This window comes from Bradyrhizobium sp. 1, assembly GCF_023073315.1.
GTDB lineage: Bacteria > Pseudomonadota > Alphaproteobacteria > Rhizobiales > Xanthobacteraceae > Bradyrhizobium.
The window spans coordinates 58,578-75,939 of the sequence record NZ_JADPJH010000020.1 but is presented as its reverse complement, the minus strand read 5'-3'; the positions used below and the strand labels follow the sequence as shown (position 1 = coordinate 75,939).

Below are 17,362 nucleotides of genomic sequence, written 5' to 3'. Positions count from 1 at the left end.
AGTACCGGCGGCGTGTTCCCGATCGCGAGCTCATCCCGGCTGACATGTGAGCGACAACAATCATGACGACCTCATTGCCTGTCTTCCGCCTCCTCCTCGCCATCGGTGCCGGATTGATCCTGACCGGTCTGCCCTCGCCATCGCGCGCGCAGAACATCGTCGTGATGGTCAACGGCGATCCGATCACCGATTTCGACATCGAGCAGCGCTCCAAGCTCGACCTGCTGACGACGCAGAAGGCCCCGGCCCGGCAGGACGTCATCAACGAACTGATCGACGACAGGGTGAAGATGAAGGAGGGCAAGAAGTACGGCGTCGATCCCGGCGTCTCCGACATCAACGGATCCTACGAGGGCATGGCACAGCGCATGCGCCTCACCCCGGACCAGCTCACCAAGTCGCTCGAATCGAAAGGCGTCCGCCCCGAGACGCTGAAGGGCCGCATGAAGGCCGAGATGGTCTGGACCAGCCTCGTGCGCGGCCGCTACAAGGAGAAGCTGATGGTCGGCGAGCGCGACGTCGCGCAGGCCGTGCAGGCCCAGACCGGCGACAAGCTCCAGATCGAGGGCACCGAGTACAAGATGCAACCGATCGTGCTGATCGTGCCGCGCGGCTCGTCTGCGGCCTTCCTGGAGACGCGGCAGAAAGAAGCCGAGACCTACCGCTCGCGCGTCGGAAGCTGCGAGGAGGCCAATTCGCTGTTCCGCTCGACGCCGAACGCCACCATCCGCGACAGCGTCACCAAGACCACTGCGGAGCTGCCGGAGGCGCTGCGCAAGGTGCTCGACGATACGCCGATCGGCCATCTGACCGCGCCTGAGGTGACCAAGGCGGGCATCGAGATGGTGGTGCTGTGCTCGCGCAAGCCGACCATGATCGACACGCCGAAGAAGCGCGAAGTCCGCGAGAAGATGTATCAGGAGAAGTACGAGAAGACGCAGAAGACCTACCTCGAGGAGCTCCGCAAGGCGGCGATGATCGAATATCGCAACCGCTGATGGCCAACCACCCGATAAAGCCCCTTGCCCTGACCCTGGGAGAGCCCGCCGGCATCGGCCCCGACATCACGATCGCCGCCTGGCTCCGGCGCCGTGAGCTGAACCTGCCCGCCTTCTATCTGCTCGGCGACGAGGCTTTCGTCGCCCGCCGCGCCAAGGCCCTTGAGAAGGCGCTCGGCGCCGATATCCGGATCGCCTCCGTGAACGCGAGCGAGGCCGCAGCCGCCTTCCCCGAGGCCCTGCCCGTGGTCGCAACGGGCGAGCGCGCGACCGCCGAGCCCGGCAAGCCCGATGAAGCGAGCGCGCCGGCCGCGCTTGCCTCGATCCGCCAGGCAGTGGGCGATGTGCGCGCGGGACGTGCCAGCGCCGTCGTCACCAATCCGATCGCCAAGAGCGTGCTCTACCGCGCAGGCTTCCGCCATCCCGGCCACACCGAATTCCTCGCCGAGCTTGCAGCTGAGGGCGGTCGCGTGCCGCAGCCGGTGATGATGCTGTGGTCGCCGCGGCTCGCCGTGGTCCCCGTGACCATCCACGTCCCCTTGCGCGATGCGCTTGTCCAGCTCACCAGCGAACTGATCGTCTCGACCGTGCGTATCGTCGCAGGCGAACTGAAATCCCGCTTCGGCATCGACAGGCCGCGGATCGCGATCTCCGGCCTCAATCCGCATGCCGGCGAAGAAGGCTCGCTCGGCCATGAGGAGCAGACGGTGATCGCGCCGGCGCTCAAAGTCCTGCGCAATGACGGCATCGAGGCCAGGGGGCCGCTGCCCGCCGACACCATGTTCCACGAAGCCGCGCGCAATACCTATGACTGCGCGGTCTGCATGTATCACGACCAGGCGCTGATCCCGATCAAGACGGTGGCCTTCGACGATGCCGTCAACGTGACGCTCGGCCTGCCCTTCATCCGCACTTCGCCCGATCACGGCACCGCCTTCGACATCGCCGGCACGGCTAAGGCCAATCCCGCAAGCCTGATCGCGGCGCTCAAGCTCGCCAGCCGCATGGCGGCGGCGAACAGCTGATGAGCGGGATCGACGACCTCCCGCCGCTCCGCGAGGTCATTCGCCAGCACGGGCTGTCAGCCCGCAAATCGCTCGGTCAGAACTTTCTGCTCGATCTCAATCTCACCGCGCGGATCGCGCGTGCGGCTACTCCCCTGGAAGACTCCACCATCGTCGAGATCGGTCCCGGCCCCGGTGGATTGACGCGCGCGCTGCTCGCGCTCGGCGCCAAGCGCGTCATCGCGATCGAGCATGACGAACGCGCGATCCCGGCGCTTCAGGATATTTCCGCGCGCTATCCTGATAGGCTCGAGATCGTGCATGGCGATGCCATGACCTTCGATCCGCGCCCGCTGCTCGCGGGTGAACGTGCAAAGATCGTCGCCAATCTGCCCTACAACATTGCGACCCAGCTGCTGATCGGCTGGCTCACCACCGAGCCCTGGCCGCCCTGGTACGACATGCTGGTCTTGATGTTCCAGCGCGAGGTCGGCGAGCGCATCGTCGCGCGCGAGGACGAGGAGGCCTATGGCCGCCTCGGCGTGCTCGCCAACTGGCGCTGCGAGACAAAGATCCTGTTCGACATTGCGCCGTCCGCCTTCGTGCCGCCGCCGAAGGTCACCTCCTCCGTCGTCCGCCTGGTGCCACGCGCAGAACCTCTCGCTTGCGATCGCAAGATGCTCGAGCAAGTCGCGGCGAGCGCCTTCGGCCAGCGCCGCAAAATGCTGCGGCAAAGCCTGAAATCGCTGGGTGTCGATCCCGCGCGGCTTGCGGCAGCCGCCGGCGTCGATGCGACGCGGCGCGCGGAGACGATTCCGATTTCGGGCTTTGTTGCCATGGCGCGTGAATTGGCGGATATACGGAACGAAAGCTAGGACATAAATTTCGGAGGAAGGAATATGGCGTTGATGCGTCGGCAGTCCCTGGTCAAGTTCGATGCGCCCTTGTGCGAGACCATCGTCGACACGCCGAAGCCGCAAGGACGCGAGGTGCTGGTGCGCATCGAGCGCTGCGGCCTCTGCCATTCCGACCTGCACATCCAGGACGGCTATGCCGATCTCGGTGGCGGCAAGAAGCTCGACACCACGCGCGGCATGACGCTTCCCTTCACGCTGGGCCACGAGATCGCGGGCGTGGTCGACGAAGTCGGCCCTGACGTTCCACCCGGCCTTGTCGGCAGTCAGAAGGCGGTGTTTCCGTGGATCGGCTGCGGCCAGTGCCGCGACTGCGCCAATGGCGACGAGAACCTCTGTGCCAAGCAGCGCTTCCTCGGCGTCTCCATCGACGGCGGCTTTGCCACCCACGTGCTGGTGCCCGACGCAAAATATCTGCTCGACTACGATCCGCTGCCCGTCAACCAGGCCGCGACGTTGATGTGCTCGGGCGTCACCGCTTACGGCGCGCTCAAGCGCCTGGTCGAACGTCCGCGCCAGCGCAATTTGCTGCTGATCGGCCTCGGCGGCGTCGGCATGATGGGCCTGTCGTTTGCGCAGGCGATGTTCAAGCAGCCGATCACGGTTGCCGATCTCTCGCCGGCCGCGCGCGACACCGCGCTGAAGAACGGCGCGGCCGTCGCCTACGATCCGTCCGAGCCCGATGTGATCAAGCGCATCCTGAAGGAAACCGAGGGCGGCTTCGACGAGGTCGTCGACTTCGCCGGCAACGAGAAGTCGATGGCGTTTGCGGTCGCGGTTGCCGCGCGCGGCGGCAAGGTCGTGGTCTCCGGCCTGATGGGCGGCCAGTTCACGCTGCCGATGGTGCAATGGGTCTACAAGCGCCTCACCGTCGAAGGTTTCATGGTCGGCACGCTCGCGGAAGCCCAGGAACTGATGGCGCTCGCCCGCGCCGGCAAGGTCAAGCCGACGCCGATGCGCGAAGAGCCGATGGGCGACGTCCAGAAATGGATCGACGAGCTTCGCGCCGGCAAGGTCGTCGGCCGCATCGTGCTGAAGAACTGACGCAAACATCAAGTCAGCCTTGGCGGCGGGATGCAGGTCTCGTCGCCGCGCTTTCCCTTTTGCAATTAACCCGGAATTGACGCAAGCCGTGGTTCCCCATAGGGGAACCGGCGACCAGCGGACTATAGTCCTCGCCAACCCCCATCTTCGGAATTCTGGTGAGACCATGCAGACCATTCGCCGCTTCCTGGCCGACGAAACCGGCGCGACCGCAATCGAGTACGGCCTGATCGCCGCCGGCATCGCGCTTGCGATCATCGCCGTGGTCAACAATCTCGGCTCGACACTGAAGCTGAAGTTCGGCTCGATCAGCACCTCCCTGAAGTAAACGCGACGCGCAACCTTCGCCGAAGGGCGCGGAACGCCGGCCGGCGGCCTGCGTTGGCTGCGCATGTCCATTCGCTGCACCGTCGAGAGCGCATTCTTCATCGCCTGGAGCTTTCTGGAGGGAAGCGGCGAACTCGGTCGTCCGGACGAGACCTCAAACGTTCTTCTCGACGCCATCGAGGCGCAGCTCAGGCGCGGCGAACGCCGGCAACTGATGCTCGCGAACAAGGCGATCGACGCCTGGCGCGCGCACGCGGAGAAAAGCCGGCAGGCGGAGCAAGCGCGCTTCGGGTGATAAAGGATGCCTTCCGACCCGCCGGCCCGGCGGCGTTCGAGAGGTATGGGCCGGCGGTCGTCGGGCAGAGCGCACGGGGTACGGCGCTCCCGCGGGCGAGGACGCTACGCCGATCCGCGCGCCCCTTGTGTTCACTCCTGAACAGAGCGCGCGACGTCGAGGCCGACGCCATCCGGCCCGTTGACGGCGCATTCCGAAATTCCGCAGGCCCGCAGCCGACTTTTCAACGCCCGAAATTTCCTTGTGTACACTTTGGAACCGTCGGTTCCGCCGCAGAAACGTAGGGTTCTCGCCGGTGCCGATTCCCGGCAAGAAAACGGCAAGAGAAAACAACGAGTGACCGGCCGGCCCCAGAACGATCTCCTTCAGCAGCTCAGCCCTCACGATTTCGAGCTGCTCGCGCCTCACCTCCAGCCGGTCGACCTCGCAGCGAGCCACGTCCTGCATCACGCCGGCGACGCGGTGACGGCGGCGCATTTTCCCTGTGGCCCGGCGCTGGTGTCGTTCGCCGTGCCGGTCGAGGATGACCGCGAGGTCGAAAGCCTGCTGGTGGGCCGCGAAGGTGCGGTGGGCGTTACCGGCGGCCGCGCGCCCTCGCTCGCTTATTCGCGCATCATCGTGAAGCTCGGCGGCACGCTCGTCCGGCTGCCGCAGCGCGCGCTCGAGCAGGCGCAGCAGAGGTCGGCGACACTCCACGACGTGCTGTCGCGCTATGCCGACTGCCAGTTCGCGCAGCTGCTTCAGACCGCGTCCTGCAACGCCGCGCATTCGATCGAGCAGCGCGCGGCCAAATGGATCGTCTCCGTGCACGAGCATATCGGCGAGGCCGAGATCCCCCTCACCCACGAGCAGCTCGCCGGCATTCTCGGCGTCTCCCGCAGCTATGCCAGCCGCGTCATCCAGATGTTCAAGGCAAGGCGCATTCTCGCAACGCGCCGCGGCGCCATCCTGATCCTCGATGCGACCGCGCTTCGCACCAGGGCCTGCGCCTGCAACGACGCCGTGAAGAAGCATTTTGGCGAGGTGCTGGGCGAGGCGGCATCCGCCGACGGCTAGCCTCATGATCCGGAAAAAGTGCGCCGCAATTTTCCGAACGGATCATCCTCGAACAACAACATCGCACCGAACACCGCGCCGGCGCCTGCGGAACGTTTCGCGGCACGCCGCATTGCCCGACATGCCACGGTACTTTTTTCACTTCGAGGGGCAACAGCCCCACACCGACACCACAGGCGAAACGCTTGCCAGTGACGAGGCGGCGTGGCGCGAAGCGGTGCGGCTCTCCCGCGACGTCGAGCACGCGTTGCGCCCCGGCGACAGCTGGACGCTCGGCGTGTACGATGGCAGCGAACCAGTGTTCGTGCTGGCGATGGTGACGCGGCGGTTTCGCTGAGTCGCTCGGAGCAGGACCCGCCGCGCAGACCTGCCCTCGCGCAAACCTGCCGTCGATCAATAGAGCCGCGCCCCGTCGCCCTTGCGAACGACCCGTCGTGCCCTTGGCCGTCATGCACTCCTTGTAAGCAACGCCTTGCGCATAGGTCGCGCGGTGCGCAAGACGACGTGACATAGGTCACTGAAAATCCGAATAGCCACCCGATCACTTCGGCCTGACGTTGGAACGCCGCGGGCCTCGTGAGCGTTTGTCTCGTGTCAAGGCAATACGGACTCAGAGCTGATGACAAGGCCGCTGACAACAACAGTGAGACCTGTTCCCGAAGCAAACCAGAGCCACAAGGGTCCTGGCAGCACACCGCCGGTCCCGGTCGATACCACCAAGGGCCATCGCGACGACGAGAAGCAGAACATTCGCGAGCAGGCCGCACACGGCAATTTGACCCAGAACACCAGCAACAGGCGCAAGGGCTAGGCGATCAGACAACCAGCGGGGGATCGAAACAGGAGACACGTGCGTGTTCAATCTCGGCAAATGGTACGATCCGATCTCCGAGCGCTGGATCGCGCCGCGCGAACCCCGCCCCGAAGGAACACCTTCCCATGCAAGCGAGAACCACGTCCTCGAACTCGAGAAGACAATCGAAGTCCAGCGCATCTGGCGCGCGTTGGTCGATTGCTGCGCGCGAGATTGATGTCTTGCGCGCATCGTGGCGGAACCCACTGTTAATCGCGCCGTTGTAACCCTGCATGAACGATTCCGCATCACCCGCCAGGCCGGTCGCAGCCGCGATACGCTATCTGTCGATCATCGTCGGCTGCGCCTGCCTGCTGCTAGCCGCAATCTGCGTCGCCATCGCGTGCCAGGTCTTCATCCAGACCGGTGTGTTTGCGCAGTCGTATGCGATGGTGGGACTTATTAGCGTCGTGCTGGGACTTCTGGCGCTGATGCTGGCGCGGGTGTGGAAGTAGCACGCCGTAGGATGGGTAGAGCCCTTGCGAAACCCATCGCTTCCCTAACGCCGCTCGATAGCCCCCGCTCCGCCAAATTGACGGTAAAGAAGAAGCTGCCGCCTGGAACGAGGTTGCGACGATAAGAGGTCATTGTGGACCCCTGGCATAAAACGAGCGATGGGTTTCGCAAGGGCTCAACCCATCCTACGGGCTTGGTCCAGCTTCGCAATCTGGGCCAATTTGGCAGGATCGGTGGTGTTCGTATCAACGAACGAAGCAGCTGTAACGGGCGTAAAGGGCATTGCTTCACCAGAATTGCAGGCGATTCGACGATCGTGCTCAGAGCGCGCGCCTTAGGCGCACGTCACAAGTGATGACAGGCGGAAGATTGCGGATTGACCGATTTGACCTCGGGGCGTGCGAGGAGCATTCGAACCCGACTGGGAAATTCTGCCGATGCCACCACAGGGACATCACCGGACATGCCTGCAACCTCGCGAGCCGCGCCCCGATCCTCAAAATAGAAGCCTCGTATCAAGTCGGCGCCATTCTTGAAGACTACGCCAACGCGCATGTCCGGATAGCGCAATGGCCCCTCATCTGGCCTAACGGATCGACTAGTGATTTCGGTGATCTCTTCAAACGTTGAACCTTGGCCAGAGTGAACCTCAAACACACAGGCGACCTTTGTTAGCCGATCTTTGTTCACATGCGAACGAAACGCGGTTGGAAAAGGAACAATCAATAGAACGATCTTGGTCGCAGTGCGGAGCTCTTCGAACTTCAAGTCGATCGTTGAACCGAGCGCTGTCATCGGCGCTTGGCTGTATGCTTGCGTTACGCCCGTTACGACAGAGACAAACACGGTCTGCAAAAGCAAAGCCCAAGAGGAAGTACTCCGACAATGGAAAATTGAGCGATACATCACCAAAGGTCCCCGAATTTAAGCTCCGACCTGCCCTCGCATCTCTCCCTCGCCCCCAAACGGCGCAACCACGTCAATGCCGCTTGTTCGCCCCGCTCTTCCACTCCGCCGGCGTCAGTCGCACATCCCCCGCATCGATCCGTTTCGCGACGATCTCGTCCGCCAGTGCCCAGAACGCGACGCAGACTGGCTGCTCGCCCTTGTAAAAAATCCGAAACTGTTGGAGCAGGATCGCCGGCATCCAGCCATTCGAGGTCGCCGAGCAGAATCGCCTTGTGGCGCGGGCTCTGCGTCATCAGCCAGGTGATTTCGCCGAGCACTTGCGACACGGTCTTGGGCGGTGGGGCCGCATGCGTGCCGACGGCAGAGGCATCGGACTGGCTGGCTGCTTGCGCGTCGTTGGCGTGCGGCCCCCTGTCGAAATCGGCACCAAGGCCGGCGCTCGCCTGCCCTGCTGCGCTAGGCGCCGGCTCCTCTGCCACGATGATGCCCGGATCTATTGAAAGTCCGCCATTCCCAACCCCTGCGCGAGAAACTAATCGAAACAACTCGGAAACCGCAAGCAATAATTTGATGAGGGAGTCGTTGCCACCTGGAGCGTGTGGATTTCGTCACGCAATGTCTTGGAGGACGTTGCTATTCCCTGCACCAACATGCACCTCCCTCCTCCGTCATTCCGGGATGCGTGCGCGAGCACGCGGGCCCGGAATCCATCTAGCCAAATGTCTTGCGGCGAAATGGATTTCGGGTTCGCTCTTTCCGCGCGCCCCGGAATGACGGGGCGGAGGTCGATGCGGCCTAACGAGAGACGTCGGGCAAAACACCTCGTCAATCCCTCCTCGCAAAAATATTCCACTTTACCGAATTTCGGATTTATGGCATACACCACTCCATCCCGGCCCTGCCAAAGGGGCGTTCGCGACCGTCACGATATGCGGGCCGGGTTTGCGGTGGACGCGGCAGCGCCGGCGCGATCCGTGTGGTGACAGGGCGGGCAACCGTGAGTCTTCACGCGACGCGGACGACACGGCGCAGTTATAGCGGGCTCGTCGGTCGTCGGGGATGAGCACACGCGAGCCCCTGATGATCCGGCGGGACCGTCCGCGGACGGAGAAGTCGTGTGGTCCTGACGCCCGGGGTCTGTGCGTCAAGGCTTGCGGTGATGTGGCGGCCCGACCGGGTGTGTGCATCAGTGATCTGCAAGGCGACGGGGGCAATAGTGCATCGCTCCCCGGGGAGAGCACGAAGGACACCGTTAAAACCATCCGCGCAGGGAAGGCCGGGCGACCGGCATCACCTGTGGTCCACCCCGTGTGCACTCTTGTGGCGCACGGACTCGGGTGCCGCCGGCGCCCGGCCTTCCCTGCGCCCTTTGGCCTCCATCGGGCGATGAACGACAGCAAGGCTCGGGCAGAACCTGCCGCGAGAATGCGACGCCATGACGGAACCCAAATGCTGAATATGCGGCGGAACGTACGCACCGCAGGCCCAATTCAAGCCACATCCTCTCCGGATTTGCGGCTCATTGCCACCCAAGTCTTTGATGACAAAGGGACGGTAAAGAGTTGCGTCATGCGTAACCGGGAGACCAGGATGGGCAACCGCACCGCAAAATTGATATCTGCACTTGTTGGCAGCATCGTTGCCGGCGCACCGCTGACCGCCGTGTCGCAGGACGCGCCGGTCGCACCAAGCACGACCAACGCGGCCGCAAGCGACTGTCTCGCTTCGGCGAAAGGCACCGCGCCGCAGGGCCAGCACTGGTACTATCGCCTCGATCGCGCGACCAAGCGGCAATGCTGGTATCTGCGTGCCGAAGGCGGCAAGGCAACACAGAGCGCGCAGGCGACGACCGACAGGCCAAGCGCGGATTCAACCGCATCGCCATCGGTGCAGAATGCGCGCGCCGAATACATCGCGCCGCAGACCGCGCCGAACGTGACCGCACCAGGGCCAGCCGCAGCGATTGCACCGCCGGTCGCGCAGCAGCCATCGAGCAGCATCACCGATGCCAACACGGAACAGCCCGCCGTTGCCACGCGCTGGCCCGATGCCTCTGCAACGGCCGCTGCGCCTGCGCCGCAGCCGAGCGCGAAGCCGGCGAAGCCCGCAGCTCCTGTGGCGCTCGCCGCAGCCGAAATTCCCGCGGACAAGCCGACCGGCTCGCTCCAGATGCTGCTGCTCGTGATCGGCGGCGCGCTGGCGCTCGCCGGCATCCTCGCCAGCGTCATCTACCGCTTTGCCGGCGGGCGCGTTCGCGTCCAGGCAGCCGACCATCGCCGCGTGAATTGGGACGATTGGGAGCCGCACGACCTCGACGACAGCCGCGCCCCCTGGCTCGATGCGACACCGGCCGCCGCCCCGCGCGCGCAGCCGCCGCACCCGATCGACTTCGATGCCGCACCTCCGCGAGCCGCGCGTCCGCAAGCCCCGCAACTCGCTGCGTTCAGCAACGAGATTGGTCGGATCGCCGCGCAATCGCGTTCCCCCCACCACCAGGTCGCGACAGACCTCGACGAGGCCGACATATTCGACGGAGAGTTCGAGATCGAGACGTCAGCGCCTCAGCTCGCGGTCAACGACGCTCATGACGAAGAGCCCGTCGACGACAAGCCCGCCGATCGCGACGAAGATGTGCAATCCGAGGACGCCGTCGACATCGACATCATCACGGCGATGCTGGAACGGCTGGCGCAGGAAGGGCCGCGGCTGTCGCCGCCCAAGCCTGACTCCAGTCTCGACTCTAGCGACCTTAGTCCTGGAGCTGTCCTTGTAGACCTCGCACGAAGCCCACGAGGCCAGTCCGCCGCTCGCGCTTGAGGCGTTCGGCCTTCAGGATCGACTGCACCTCGGCGAAGGCCTCGTCGACATCGTGGTTGATGACGATGTAGTCGTACTCGGCCCAGTGGCTCATCTCGTGGCTGGCGCGGCTCATGCGCTTGCGGATCACCTCGTCGGAGTCCTGCGCGCGCGAATGCAGCCGCTTCTCGAGGTCGGCGGCCGACGGCGGCAGGATGAAGACGCTGACGACATCCGCCCGCGCTTTTTCGCGCAACTGCTGGGTGCCCTGCCAGTCGATGTCGAACAGCACGTCCTGCCCCGCCGACAGCGCGGCTTCGACCGGCGCGCGTGGCGTGCCGTAGCGATTGTCGAACACGGTCGCCCATTCCAGCAACTCGTCGTCCTTCACCATCGCTTCGAAGCGGGGCTTATCGACGAACAGATAATCCTTGCCGTCGACCTCGCCGGGGCGCTTGGCGCGCGTGGTCGCCGACACCGACATTTTCAGCCCCGGCATGCGGTCGATCAGCAGCCGCGACAGCGTCGTCTTGCCCGCGCCCGAGGGCGAGGACAGCACGAACATCAATCCGCGCCGCTCGACACCGTCAGTTCCGTGACCGCCTGTCGTCATCGATCACTCCAGATTCTGGACCTGCTCGCGAAACTGCTCGACCACGTTTTTCATGGCGAGCCCGGTGTTGGTCAGCTCGATGTCGTTCGACTTCGAGCAGCAGGTGTTGACCTCGCGGTGAAACTCCTGCGCCAGGAAGTCGAGCTTGCGGCCGACCGGGCCGCCCTTGCCGATCAGCTCGCGCGCCTGTGCGATGTGCGAGGCGATGCGGTCGAGCTCCTCGCGGATGTCGGCCCTGGTCGCGATCAGGATCGCCTCCTGCATCAGGCGGTCGGAATCGAAACGGTCGGAGGTATCCAGCAGCGCGGCGATCTGCTCGGCGAGCCTGGCCTTGATCGCCTCGGGCTTGCGGCCCGGCGAGCCTTCCGCCTTTTTCGCGAGCTGCTCGACCTCGTCCACCCGCTGGGTCAGGATCTGCCCAAGCGAGCTCCCCTCGCGCTTACGCATCTCGACGAGTTCGGCGAGCGCCTTGTTGAAGGCTTCGGCCACCGCCGCGCGCGCGGCGTTGTCCTCCTCCTCGTCGCCCTCGGGCTCGGCGACCTCAATGACGCCCTTGATGGCCAGAAGACCGTCGACGCTCGGCGCGACCGCATCGACCTTGCCGGCGATCACCGCGGCGGCCTTGAGGACGGCGTTGAGCACATCCTCGTTGACGCGGACGGAGGCTACGGCATTGGCGCGCTTGACGGTGAGATTGGCGTAGACGGTGCCGCGTGACAGCAGCTCACCGGCGCGTTTCTTGGCGTGGGCCTCGAGCTCGTCGAACCCCTGCGGCAGCCGCACCCTGAGGTCAAAGCCCTTGGCATTGACCGACTTCAATTCCCATTCGAACGTATACGGCCCGCTCGCGCCGTGGCTTCGGGCAAAGCCGGTCATGGACGACAAGGCCATCAGGTCAAATTCTCCGGAAACACAGGATTCGCGAGGCCATCAGGCCACGCGAATCTTAAGACTATTTTGCAGGAAAGTGTAATCCGCAAAGTCCCGCAGGCAGGTCTGCACAGGTGCAAGCGCCGAACCAGGCTAGCGCTGGATCACCGGCGGCGTCGGCTGCGCCGCGCCCTGCCGGGCGGGCGCAGGATTGGCCGGGCGCGCAGCCGGCGGCTTCTTCTGCTGATTCGGCCTGGGCGTCGTCGCGGTCGGCGTGTCGGCGGCGGTGGGCGCGGCGGCCGCAGGGGCCTGCGCGTCGTCGGCCGGCTCGACCGTATCGTTCTGGATCTGCTTTTCCATCGCGCGCAGCTTGGCGACGTTCTTCTGATGCGCGTCGTAGGTCTCGGTGAAGGCATGCCCGCCGCTGCCGTCCGCAACGAAGAACAGGTCGCGGGTACGGGCCGGATTGGCGGCGGCCTCCAGCGAGGCGCGGCCGGGATTGGCAATCGGGCCCGGCGGCAGGCCTTCGATCACATAGGTGTTGTAGGGCGAGGGCTGCGTGATCTCGCTACGCTTGATCGGACGACCCAGCGTGCCCTTGCCACCGACGAGGCCATAGATGATGGTCGGATCGGACTGGAGCTTGATTTTCTGCTTCAACCGGTTGGTGAACACGGCAGCAACGCGGCTGCGCTCGTCCGGCTTGCCGGTTTCCTTCTCGACGATGGAGGCCAGCGTCACCAGTTGCTCCGGCGTCTTGACCGGAACGTCCTGGCTGCGGCGTTCCCAGATCTCCGCGAGCACGCGCTTGTGCGACTGCTGCATGCGCAGGATCACCTGATCGCGCGGGGTCCCGCGCGGGAACTTGTAGGTCTCGGGCAGCAGCGTGCCTTCACGCGGCAGTTCGCGCACGCTGCCGGTGAAGATGTCGTTGTCGGACAGCCGCGCCACGATCTGCTCGGAGGTCAGGCCTTCCGGGATCGTGACGGAATGCTGCACCACCTTGCCCTCGACGATAGTACCGATGACGTCGCGCAACGAGGCGTTCTTCTGGAACGAATACTCACCGGGCTTGAGGTCCGAGCTCGCCTTCAGCGCGGCGACGCTGGCGATGAAAATCCACGGATTGACGTCGGTCACGCCTTCCCGGTTCAGCGTCTCGGCGATGTCGCGCTTGCCCGCACGCTGCGGGATGTTGACGATCTTGTCGTCCTTCAGCGGCCCCGGCGCCTCGAGCACCTGCCGGCCGTAGTAATACACCCCGCCGGCGCCGATCATGGAGATCAGCAGCAGTGTGATGATGGCGTTGCCGACGATCACGAAGGGATTGCGCGCGCGGTCCGATCGCTTCGGCGGCGGCGGGACCTGCTCGGGCTCGAGCGCTGCCCGCGGACTCCGGGGCGAAATGGGCGGCCTTTCACTCATCAAAACAACCTGAATCCTGCCGGTTCAATCGCGGCCCGACAATCGCTTGTCCGGCCAAATGCAAGCGCCCACGCCCATGACTATCGCCGAATACGGCAAAACGGTGGATTCGTCGCAACCACAAATTAATGGACCAGCCGCCGGAAGATCACCGACGCATTGGTACCGCCAAAACCAAAAGAATTCGACAAAGCGATATTGACCTCGCGCTTCTTCCCGCTGTGAGGCACGAGATCAATCGCAGTCTCGACCGACGGATTGTCCAGGTTGATCGTCGGCGGCACGACATTATCGCGAATCGCGAGAATGGCGAAGATCGCCTCGATCGCACCGGCCGCACCCAGCAGATGACCGGTCGACGATTTGGTCGAGGACATCGCAACTTTGGAGGCGGCGTTGCCGAGCAGACGCTCGACGGCGCCGAGCTCGATCTCGTCGCCGAGCGGTGTCGAGGTGCCGTGCGCGTTGATGTAGTCGAGATCGGATGCCGTGAGTCCGGCGCGCTTGAGCGCGGCCGCCATGCTGCGGAAGCCGCCATCGCCATCGGGCGACGGCGACGTAATGTGATAGGCATCACCCGAGAGGCCGTAGCCGACCACCTCGGCATAGATCCTGGCGCCGCGGCGCTGGGCATGCTCGAGCTCTTCCAGGACCAGGACGCCGGCGCCCTCGCCCATCACGAAGCCGTCGCGATCCTTGTCGTAGGGACGCGAGGCCTTCTCGGGCGTCTCGTTGAAGCCGGTCGAGAGCGCGCGCGCGGCGTTGAAGCCGGCAATGCCGATACGGCCGATCGGCGACTCGGCACCGCCGGCGACCATGACGTCGGCATCGCCGAGCGCGATCAGGCGGGCGGCATCACCGACCGCATGCGCGCCGGTCGAGCAGGCCGTGACCACCGAATGGTTCGGTCCCTTCAGCCCGTGCTTGATCGAGACATAGCCGGAGGCAAGATTGATCAGGCGTCCCGGGATGAAGAACGGCGACACCCGGCGAGGTCCGCGTTCCTTCAATAGGACTGCCGTTTCAGCGATACCGTTGAGGCCGCCGATGCCGGAACCGATCATGGTGCCGGTCGCGCATTTGTCTTCCTCGGTCTCGGGATGCCAGTTGGCATCGTCGAGCGCCTGGCCGGCCGCGGCCATGCCGAAGATGATGAAGTCGTCGACCTTGCGCTGGTCCTTCGGCTCCATCCAGATATCGGGATTGAAAGTGTCGTTGCTGCCGTCGCCGCGCACGACGGTGCAGGCATATTTGGTCTGAAGATCGGAGACATCGAAGGTCTCGATCTTGCGAGCACCGCTTTCGCCGTTGAGGATGCGTTTCCAGGTCGGCTCGACGCCGCAGCTGAGCGGCGACACCATGCCGAGACCCGTGACGACAACCCGCCTCATATCCGAAAACTCCGCATCGAAAGATTCACGGCAAATAACAAGAAACCGGCTGACCGCTGGGAAGCGGCCCGTCCGGTTTCAATGTTGTCCCCGCGAAAATGAAGAGCCTTAGCTCTTCGCGTTCTTCTCGAGAAACTTCGTGGCGTCGCCGACGGTGAGAATCGTCTCCGCCGCGTCGTCCGGAATCTCGCAACCGAATTCTTCTTCGAACGCCATCACCAGCTCGACGGTGTCCAGACTGTCGGCGCCGAGGTCGTCGATGAAGCTCGCCGCGTCGACAACCTTCTCGGGTTCAACACCAAGGTGTTCGACCACGATCTTCTTAACCCGCTCGCCAATCTCACTCATTGCATAACCTCGTGTTGTTCCCTGTAGACCCGACCCCCCGGGACGATACGAGCCGTCGTGGTCGTGTTACTGCCTTCGCTTACGAACTTTGATTTGACCCCATCCAAACCGATGCAGGGCCCGGCGAACGACGGCCAAGCCACCGCATCGCCAATATACAGGGTTTCAAAAACCTGCAATGGCGTTCTTTGCCTATCCGTTGAAGGTCCGGTTATCATACTTCAACTGCCTTGACTACAAGCCTCATTTCGCTCCGGAAACGGCCGTTTGCCGCATCCCGCACCACCCTTGTGGGCAGTGCGGAACGAGGGCTTCAGATCATGGCCATGCCGCCATTGACATGGATGGTTTGCCCCGTGACGTAGGCTGCTTCGTTCGAACTGAGGTAGACGGCGGCCGCGGCGATGTCCTCTGGCGTCCCCAGGCGGTTGGCCGGAACCTTGGTCAGAATCGTCTCGCGCTGCTTGTCGTTGAGCGCATCCGTCATCGGCGTCTTGATGAAGCCCGGCGCGATGCAGTTCGCGGTGACGCCGCGCTTGGCGTATTCGGCACCCAGCGTCTTGATCATGCCGATCAGGCCCGCCTTCGACGCGGTGTAATTGCCCTGCCCGGGATTGCCGGTGACACCCACGACCGAGGTGATGGCAATGATGCGGCCGAAGCGCTTGCGCATCATCAATTTGGTGGCGGCGCGCGCCAGGCGGAAGGTCGAGGTCAGATTGATGTTGATGACCTCCTCCCAATCCTCGTCGCGGAGCTGCACGAAGAGATTGTCGCGCGTGATGCCGGCATTGGCGACGAGGATGTCGACTTGGCCCATCGCCGCTTCCGCGGCAGGCACCAGCGCCTCGACCTCATCGGCCTTGGAGAGATTGCAGGGCAACACGTGCGTGCGCTCGCCGAGCTTGCCGGCAAGCTCATCCAGCACTTCCTTGCGCGTTCCAGAAATCGAAACGGTGGCGCCCTGCGCGTGCAGCGCCTGCGCGATCGCACCGCCGATACCGCCGGTCGCGCCTGTCACGAGCGCCTTTTTGCCAGTCAGATCGAACATCGGTAACAACTCCTCTAGGCCTGCTTCGCAGCGGCCAGTGCATCCTTGGCGGCGGCAATGTCGTTGGGACCGCCCACGGCGACACCGACGGCACCGTCGGCGATACGCTTGACGAGTCCGCTCAACACCTTACCCGCGCCGATCTCGAAAAAACGGGTGACGCCCTGCCCTGCCATATAGGTAACCGACTCGCGCCAGCGCACGGTGCCGGTGACCTGCTCGACCAGACGGCGGCGAATCTCGTCGGGATCGGTGATGGCGCTTGCCAGCACGTTCGACACCAGCGGCGCCGCCGGCGCCTTGATCGTGACCTTCGCCAGCGCCTCGGCCATGGCTTCGGCCGCGGGCTGCATCAGCTTGCAATGGAACGGCGCGGAGACCGGCAGCAGCATTGCACGCTTGGCGCCCTTGGTCTTGGCGATCTCGACGGCGCGATCGACCGCAGCCTTGTCGCCGGAGACGACCACCTGGCCACCGCCATTGTCGTTGGCAGCCTGGCAGACCTGGCCCTGCGCCGCCTCATGGGCGACCGCCATGGCCGCCTCGTAGTCGAGGCCAAGCAGCGCGGCCATCGCGCCGGCACCCACCGGGACGGCCTTCTGCATTGCGAGACCGCGGGTGCGAAGCAACCGCGCGGTATCGGACACCGTCAGGCTGCCGGCGGCAGCCAGCGCCGAATATTCACCGAGCGAGTGGCCCGCGACGAAAGCCGCATCCCGCCCCACGGAAAAACCGGCTTCAGCCTCCAGCACGCGCAGGGTTGCGACGGATACCGCCATAAGGGCCGGCTGGGCATTCTCGGTAAGCTGGAGGGTTTCGGCCGGGCCATCCCAGATGGTCGCCGTCAGTTTCTCCCCAAGCGCGGCATCGACCTCGTCGAACACGGCGCGCGCCACCAGGAAGGCGTCGGCCAGGGCCTTGCCCATGCCGACCGCTTGAGACCCCTGCCCCGGAAATGTGAATGCTGCCGTCATCGGCGCTCCCTGCTTGTCGGGCGTGATCCCTGCGAGAA

At 64.5% G+C, this 17,362-nt stretch carries 20 protein-coding genes and 1 pseudogene; 11 read left to right on the top strand and 10 right to left on the bottom strand.

Annotated elements, in window-relative coordinates:
• Positions 1 to 62: 62 nt before the first annotated feature.
• The 9 genes from IVB29_RS16340 (at position 63) to IVB29_RS16300 (ending at position 6,449) form a co-directional block, all read left to right on the top strand.
• On the top strand, positions 63 to 998 hold the full coding sequence (locus IVB29_RS16340; protein ID WP_247504400.1) for a SurA N-terminal domain-containing protein: 936 nt from the start codon (positions 63 to 65) through the stop codon (positions 996 to 998).
• Positions 998 to 2,023 (top strand): 4-hydroxythreonine-4-phosphate dehydrogenase PdxA, encoded by a 1,026-nt coding sequence (gene pdxA / locus IVB29_RS16335; protein ID WP_247504399.1) that lies wholly within the window; start codon positions 998 to 1,000, stop codon positions 2,021 to 2,023. Before IVB29_RS16340 ends, pdxA begins: the two co-directional genes overlap by 1 nt.
• A complete protein-coding gene (rsmA, locus tag IVB29_RS16330; RefSeq protein WP_247504398.1) occupies positions 2,023 to 2,877 on the top strand; it encodes a 16S rRNA (adenine(1518)-N(6)/adenine(1519)-N(6))-dimethyltransferase RsmA in 855 nt (284 codons plus the stop codon). The genes pdxA and rsmA overlap by 1 nt, the downstream gene beginning before the upstream one ends.
• Before the next feature lie 24 nt (positions 2,878 to 2,901).
• A complete protein-coding gene (locus IVB29_RS16325; RefSeq protein WP_247504397.1) occupies positions 2,902 to 3,960 on the top strand; it encodes an alcohol dehydrogenase in 1,059 nt (352 codons plus the stop codon).
• A 166-nt stretch (positions 3,961 to 4,126) separates the two neighbouring features.
• Positions 4,127 to 4,288 carry a Flp family type IVb pilin gene (locus tag IVB29_RS16320; protein ID WP_028157549.1) on the top strand — a complete coding sequence of 54 codons (162 nt, stop codon included), beginning with the start codon at positions 4,127 to 4,129 and terminating at the stop codon, positions 4,286 to 4,288.
• Between the two features lie 63 nt (positions 4,289 to 4,351).
• A complete protein-coding gene (locus IVB29_RS16315) occupies positions 4,352 to 4,582 on the top strand; it encodes a hypothetical protein (protein ID WP_247504396.1) in 231 nt (76 codons plus the stop codon).
• 336 nt (positions 4,583 to 4,918) lie between these two features.
• Positions 4,919 to 5,638: a Crp/Fnr family transcriptional regulator gene (locus tag IVB29_RS16310; RefSeq protein WP_247504395.1), complete on the top strand. Its 720-nt coding sequence runs from the start codon at positions 4,919 to 4,921 to the stop codon at positions 5,636 to 5,638.
• A 121-nt stretch (positions 5,639 to 5,759) separates the two neighbouring features.
• Positions 5,760 to 5,975: a tRNA 5-methylaminomethyl-2-thiouridine synthase gene (locus IVB29_RS16305; protein WP_247504394.1), complete on the top strand. Its 216-nt coding sequence runs from the start codon at positions 5,760 to 5,762 to the stop codon at positions 5,973 to 5,975.
• A gap of 306 nt (positions 5,976 to 6,281) precedes the next feature.
• Positions 6,282 to 6,449 (top strand): hypothetical protein, encoded by a 168-nt coding sequence (locus IVB29_RS16300; protein ID WP_247504393.1) that lies wholly within the window; start codon positions 6,282 to 6,284, stop codon positions 6,447 to 6,449.
• Between the two features lie 4 nt (positions 6,450 to 6,453).
• On the opposite strand, the gene IVB29_RS16295 is transcribed toward IVB29_RS16300, so the two are convergent.
• The gene (locus IVB29_RS16295) at positions 6,454 to 6,726 is read right to left on the bottom strand and encodes a hypothetical protein (protein ID WP_247504392.1); all 273 of its coding nucleotides are present in this window, start codon (positions 6,724 to 6,726) and stop codon (positions 6,454 to 6,456) included.
• Here IVB29_RS16295 and IVB29_RS16290 point away from each other — a divergent pair.
• The gene (locus tag IVB29_RS16290) at positions 6,725 to 6,946 is read left to right on the top strand and encodes a hypothetical protein (protein WP_247504391.1); all 222 of its coding nucleotides are present in this window, start codon (positions 6,725 to 6,727) and stop codon (positions 6,944 to 6,946) included. The two genes, IVB29_RS16295 and IVB29_RS16290, sit on opposite strands and share 2 nt — an antisense overlap.
• 346 nt (positions 6,947 to 7,292) lie before the next feature.
• On the opposite strand, the gene IVB29_RS16285 is transcribed toward IVB29_RS16290, so the two are convergent.
• Both IVB29_RS16285 and IVB29_RS16280 read right to left on the bottom strand, forming a co-directional pair.
• Complete coding sequence (locus IVB29_RS16285) at positions 7,293 to 7,853, bottom strand: hypothetical protein (protein ID WP_247504390.1); 561 nt, start codon at positions 7,851 to 7,853, stop codon at positions 7,293 to 7,295.
• Positions 7,854 to 7,926: 73 nt separating this feature from the next.
• Positions 7,927 to 8,109, bottom strand: a pseudogene (locus IVB29_RS16280) (toxin-activating lysine-acyltransferase); the annotation flags it as partial.
• A gap of 1,337 nt (positions 8,110 to 9,446) precedes the next feature.
• Here IVB29_RS16280 and IVB29_RS16275 point away from each other — a divergent pair.
• Complete coding sequence (locus tag IVB29_RS16275) at positions 9,447 to 10,673, top strand: hypothetical protein (RefSeq protein ID WP_247504388.1); 1,227 nt, start codon at positions 9,447 to 9,449, stop codon at positions 10,671 to 10,673.
• Here the strand turns inward: IVB29_RS16275 and gmk are convergent.
• The 7 genes from gmk to fabD form a co-directional block, all read right to left on the bottom strand.
• Positions 10,606 to 11,265, bottom strand: coding sequence for a guanylate kinase (gene gmk, locus IVB29_RS16270; RefSeq protein ID WP_247504387.1), 660 nt, complete (start codon positions 11,263 to 11,265; stop codon positions 10,606 to 10,608). The two genes, IVB29_RS16275 and gmk, sit on opposite strands and share 68 nt — an antisense overlap.
• A 3-nt stretch (positions 11,266 to 11,268) precedes the next feature.
• Positions 11,269 to 12,156: a YicC/YloC family endoribonuclease gene (locus IVB29_RS16265; RefSeq protein WP_247504386.1), complete on the bottom strand. Its 888-nt coding sequence runs from the start codon at positions 12,154 to 12,156 to the stop codon at positions 11,269 to 11,271.
• A gap of 132 nt (positions 12,157 to 12,288) precedes the next feature.
• Positions 12,289 to 13,560 carry an endolytic transglycosylase MltG gene (gene mltG / locus IVB29_RS16260; RefSeq protein ID WP_247504385.1) on the bottom strand — a complete coding sequence of 424 codons (1,272 nt, stop codon included), beginning with the start codon at positions 13,558 to 13,560 and terminating at the stop codon, positions 12,289 to 12,291.
• A 125-nt stretch (positions 13,561 to 13,685) separates the two neighbouring features.
• Positions 13,686 to 14,951 (bottom strand): beta-ketoacyl-ACP synthase II, encoded by a 1,266-nt coding sequence (gene fabF / locus IVB29_RS16255; RefSeq protein ID WP_247504384.1) that lies wholly within the window; start codon positions 14,949 to 14,951, stop codon positions 13,686 to 13,688.
• A 108-nt stretch (positions 14,952 to 15,059) separates the two neighbouring features.
• Positions 15,060 to 15,299 carry an acyl carrier protein gene (locus tag IVB29_RS16250; RefSeq protein WP_006020277.1) on the bottom strand — a complete coding sequence of 80 codons (240 nt, stop codon included), beginning with the start codon at positions 15,297 to 15,299 and terminating at the stop codon, positions 15,060 to 15,062.
• 313 nt (positions 15,300 to 15,612) lie between these two features.
• The gene (fabG, locus tag IVB29_RS16245) at positions 15,613 to 16,350 is read right to left on the bottom strand and encodes a 3-oxoacyl-[acyl-carrier-protein] reductase (RefSeq protein WP_092025771.1); all 738 of its coding nucleotides are present in this window, start codon (positions 16,348 to 16,350) and stop codon (positions 15,613 to 15,615) included.
• Positions 16,351 to 16,364: 14 nt separating this feature from the next.
• Complete coding sequence (gene fabD, locus IVB29_RS16240) at positions 16,365 to 17,324, bottom strand: ACP S-malonyltransferase (RefSeq protein ID WP_247504383.1); 960 nt, start codon at positions 17,322 to 17,324, stop codon at positions 16,365 to 16,367.
• Between the last annotated feature and the right edge of the window lie 38 nt (positions 17,325 to 17,362).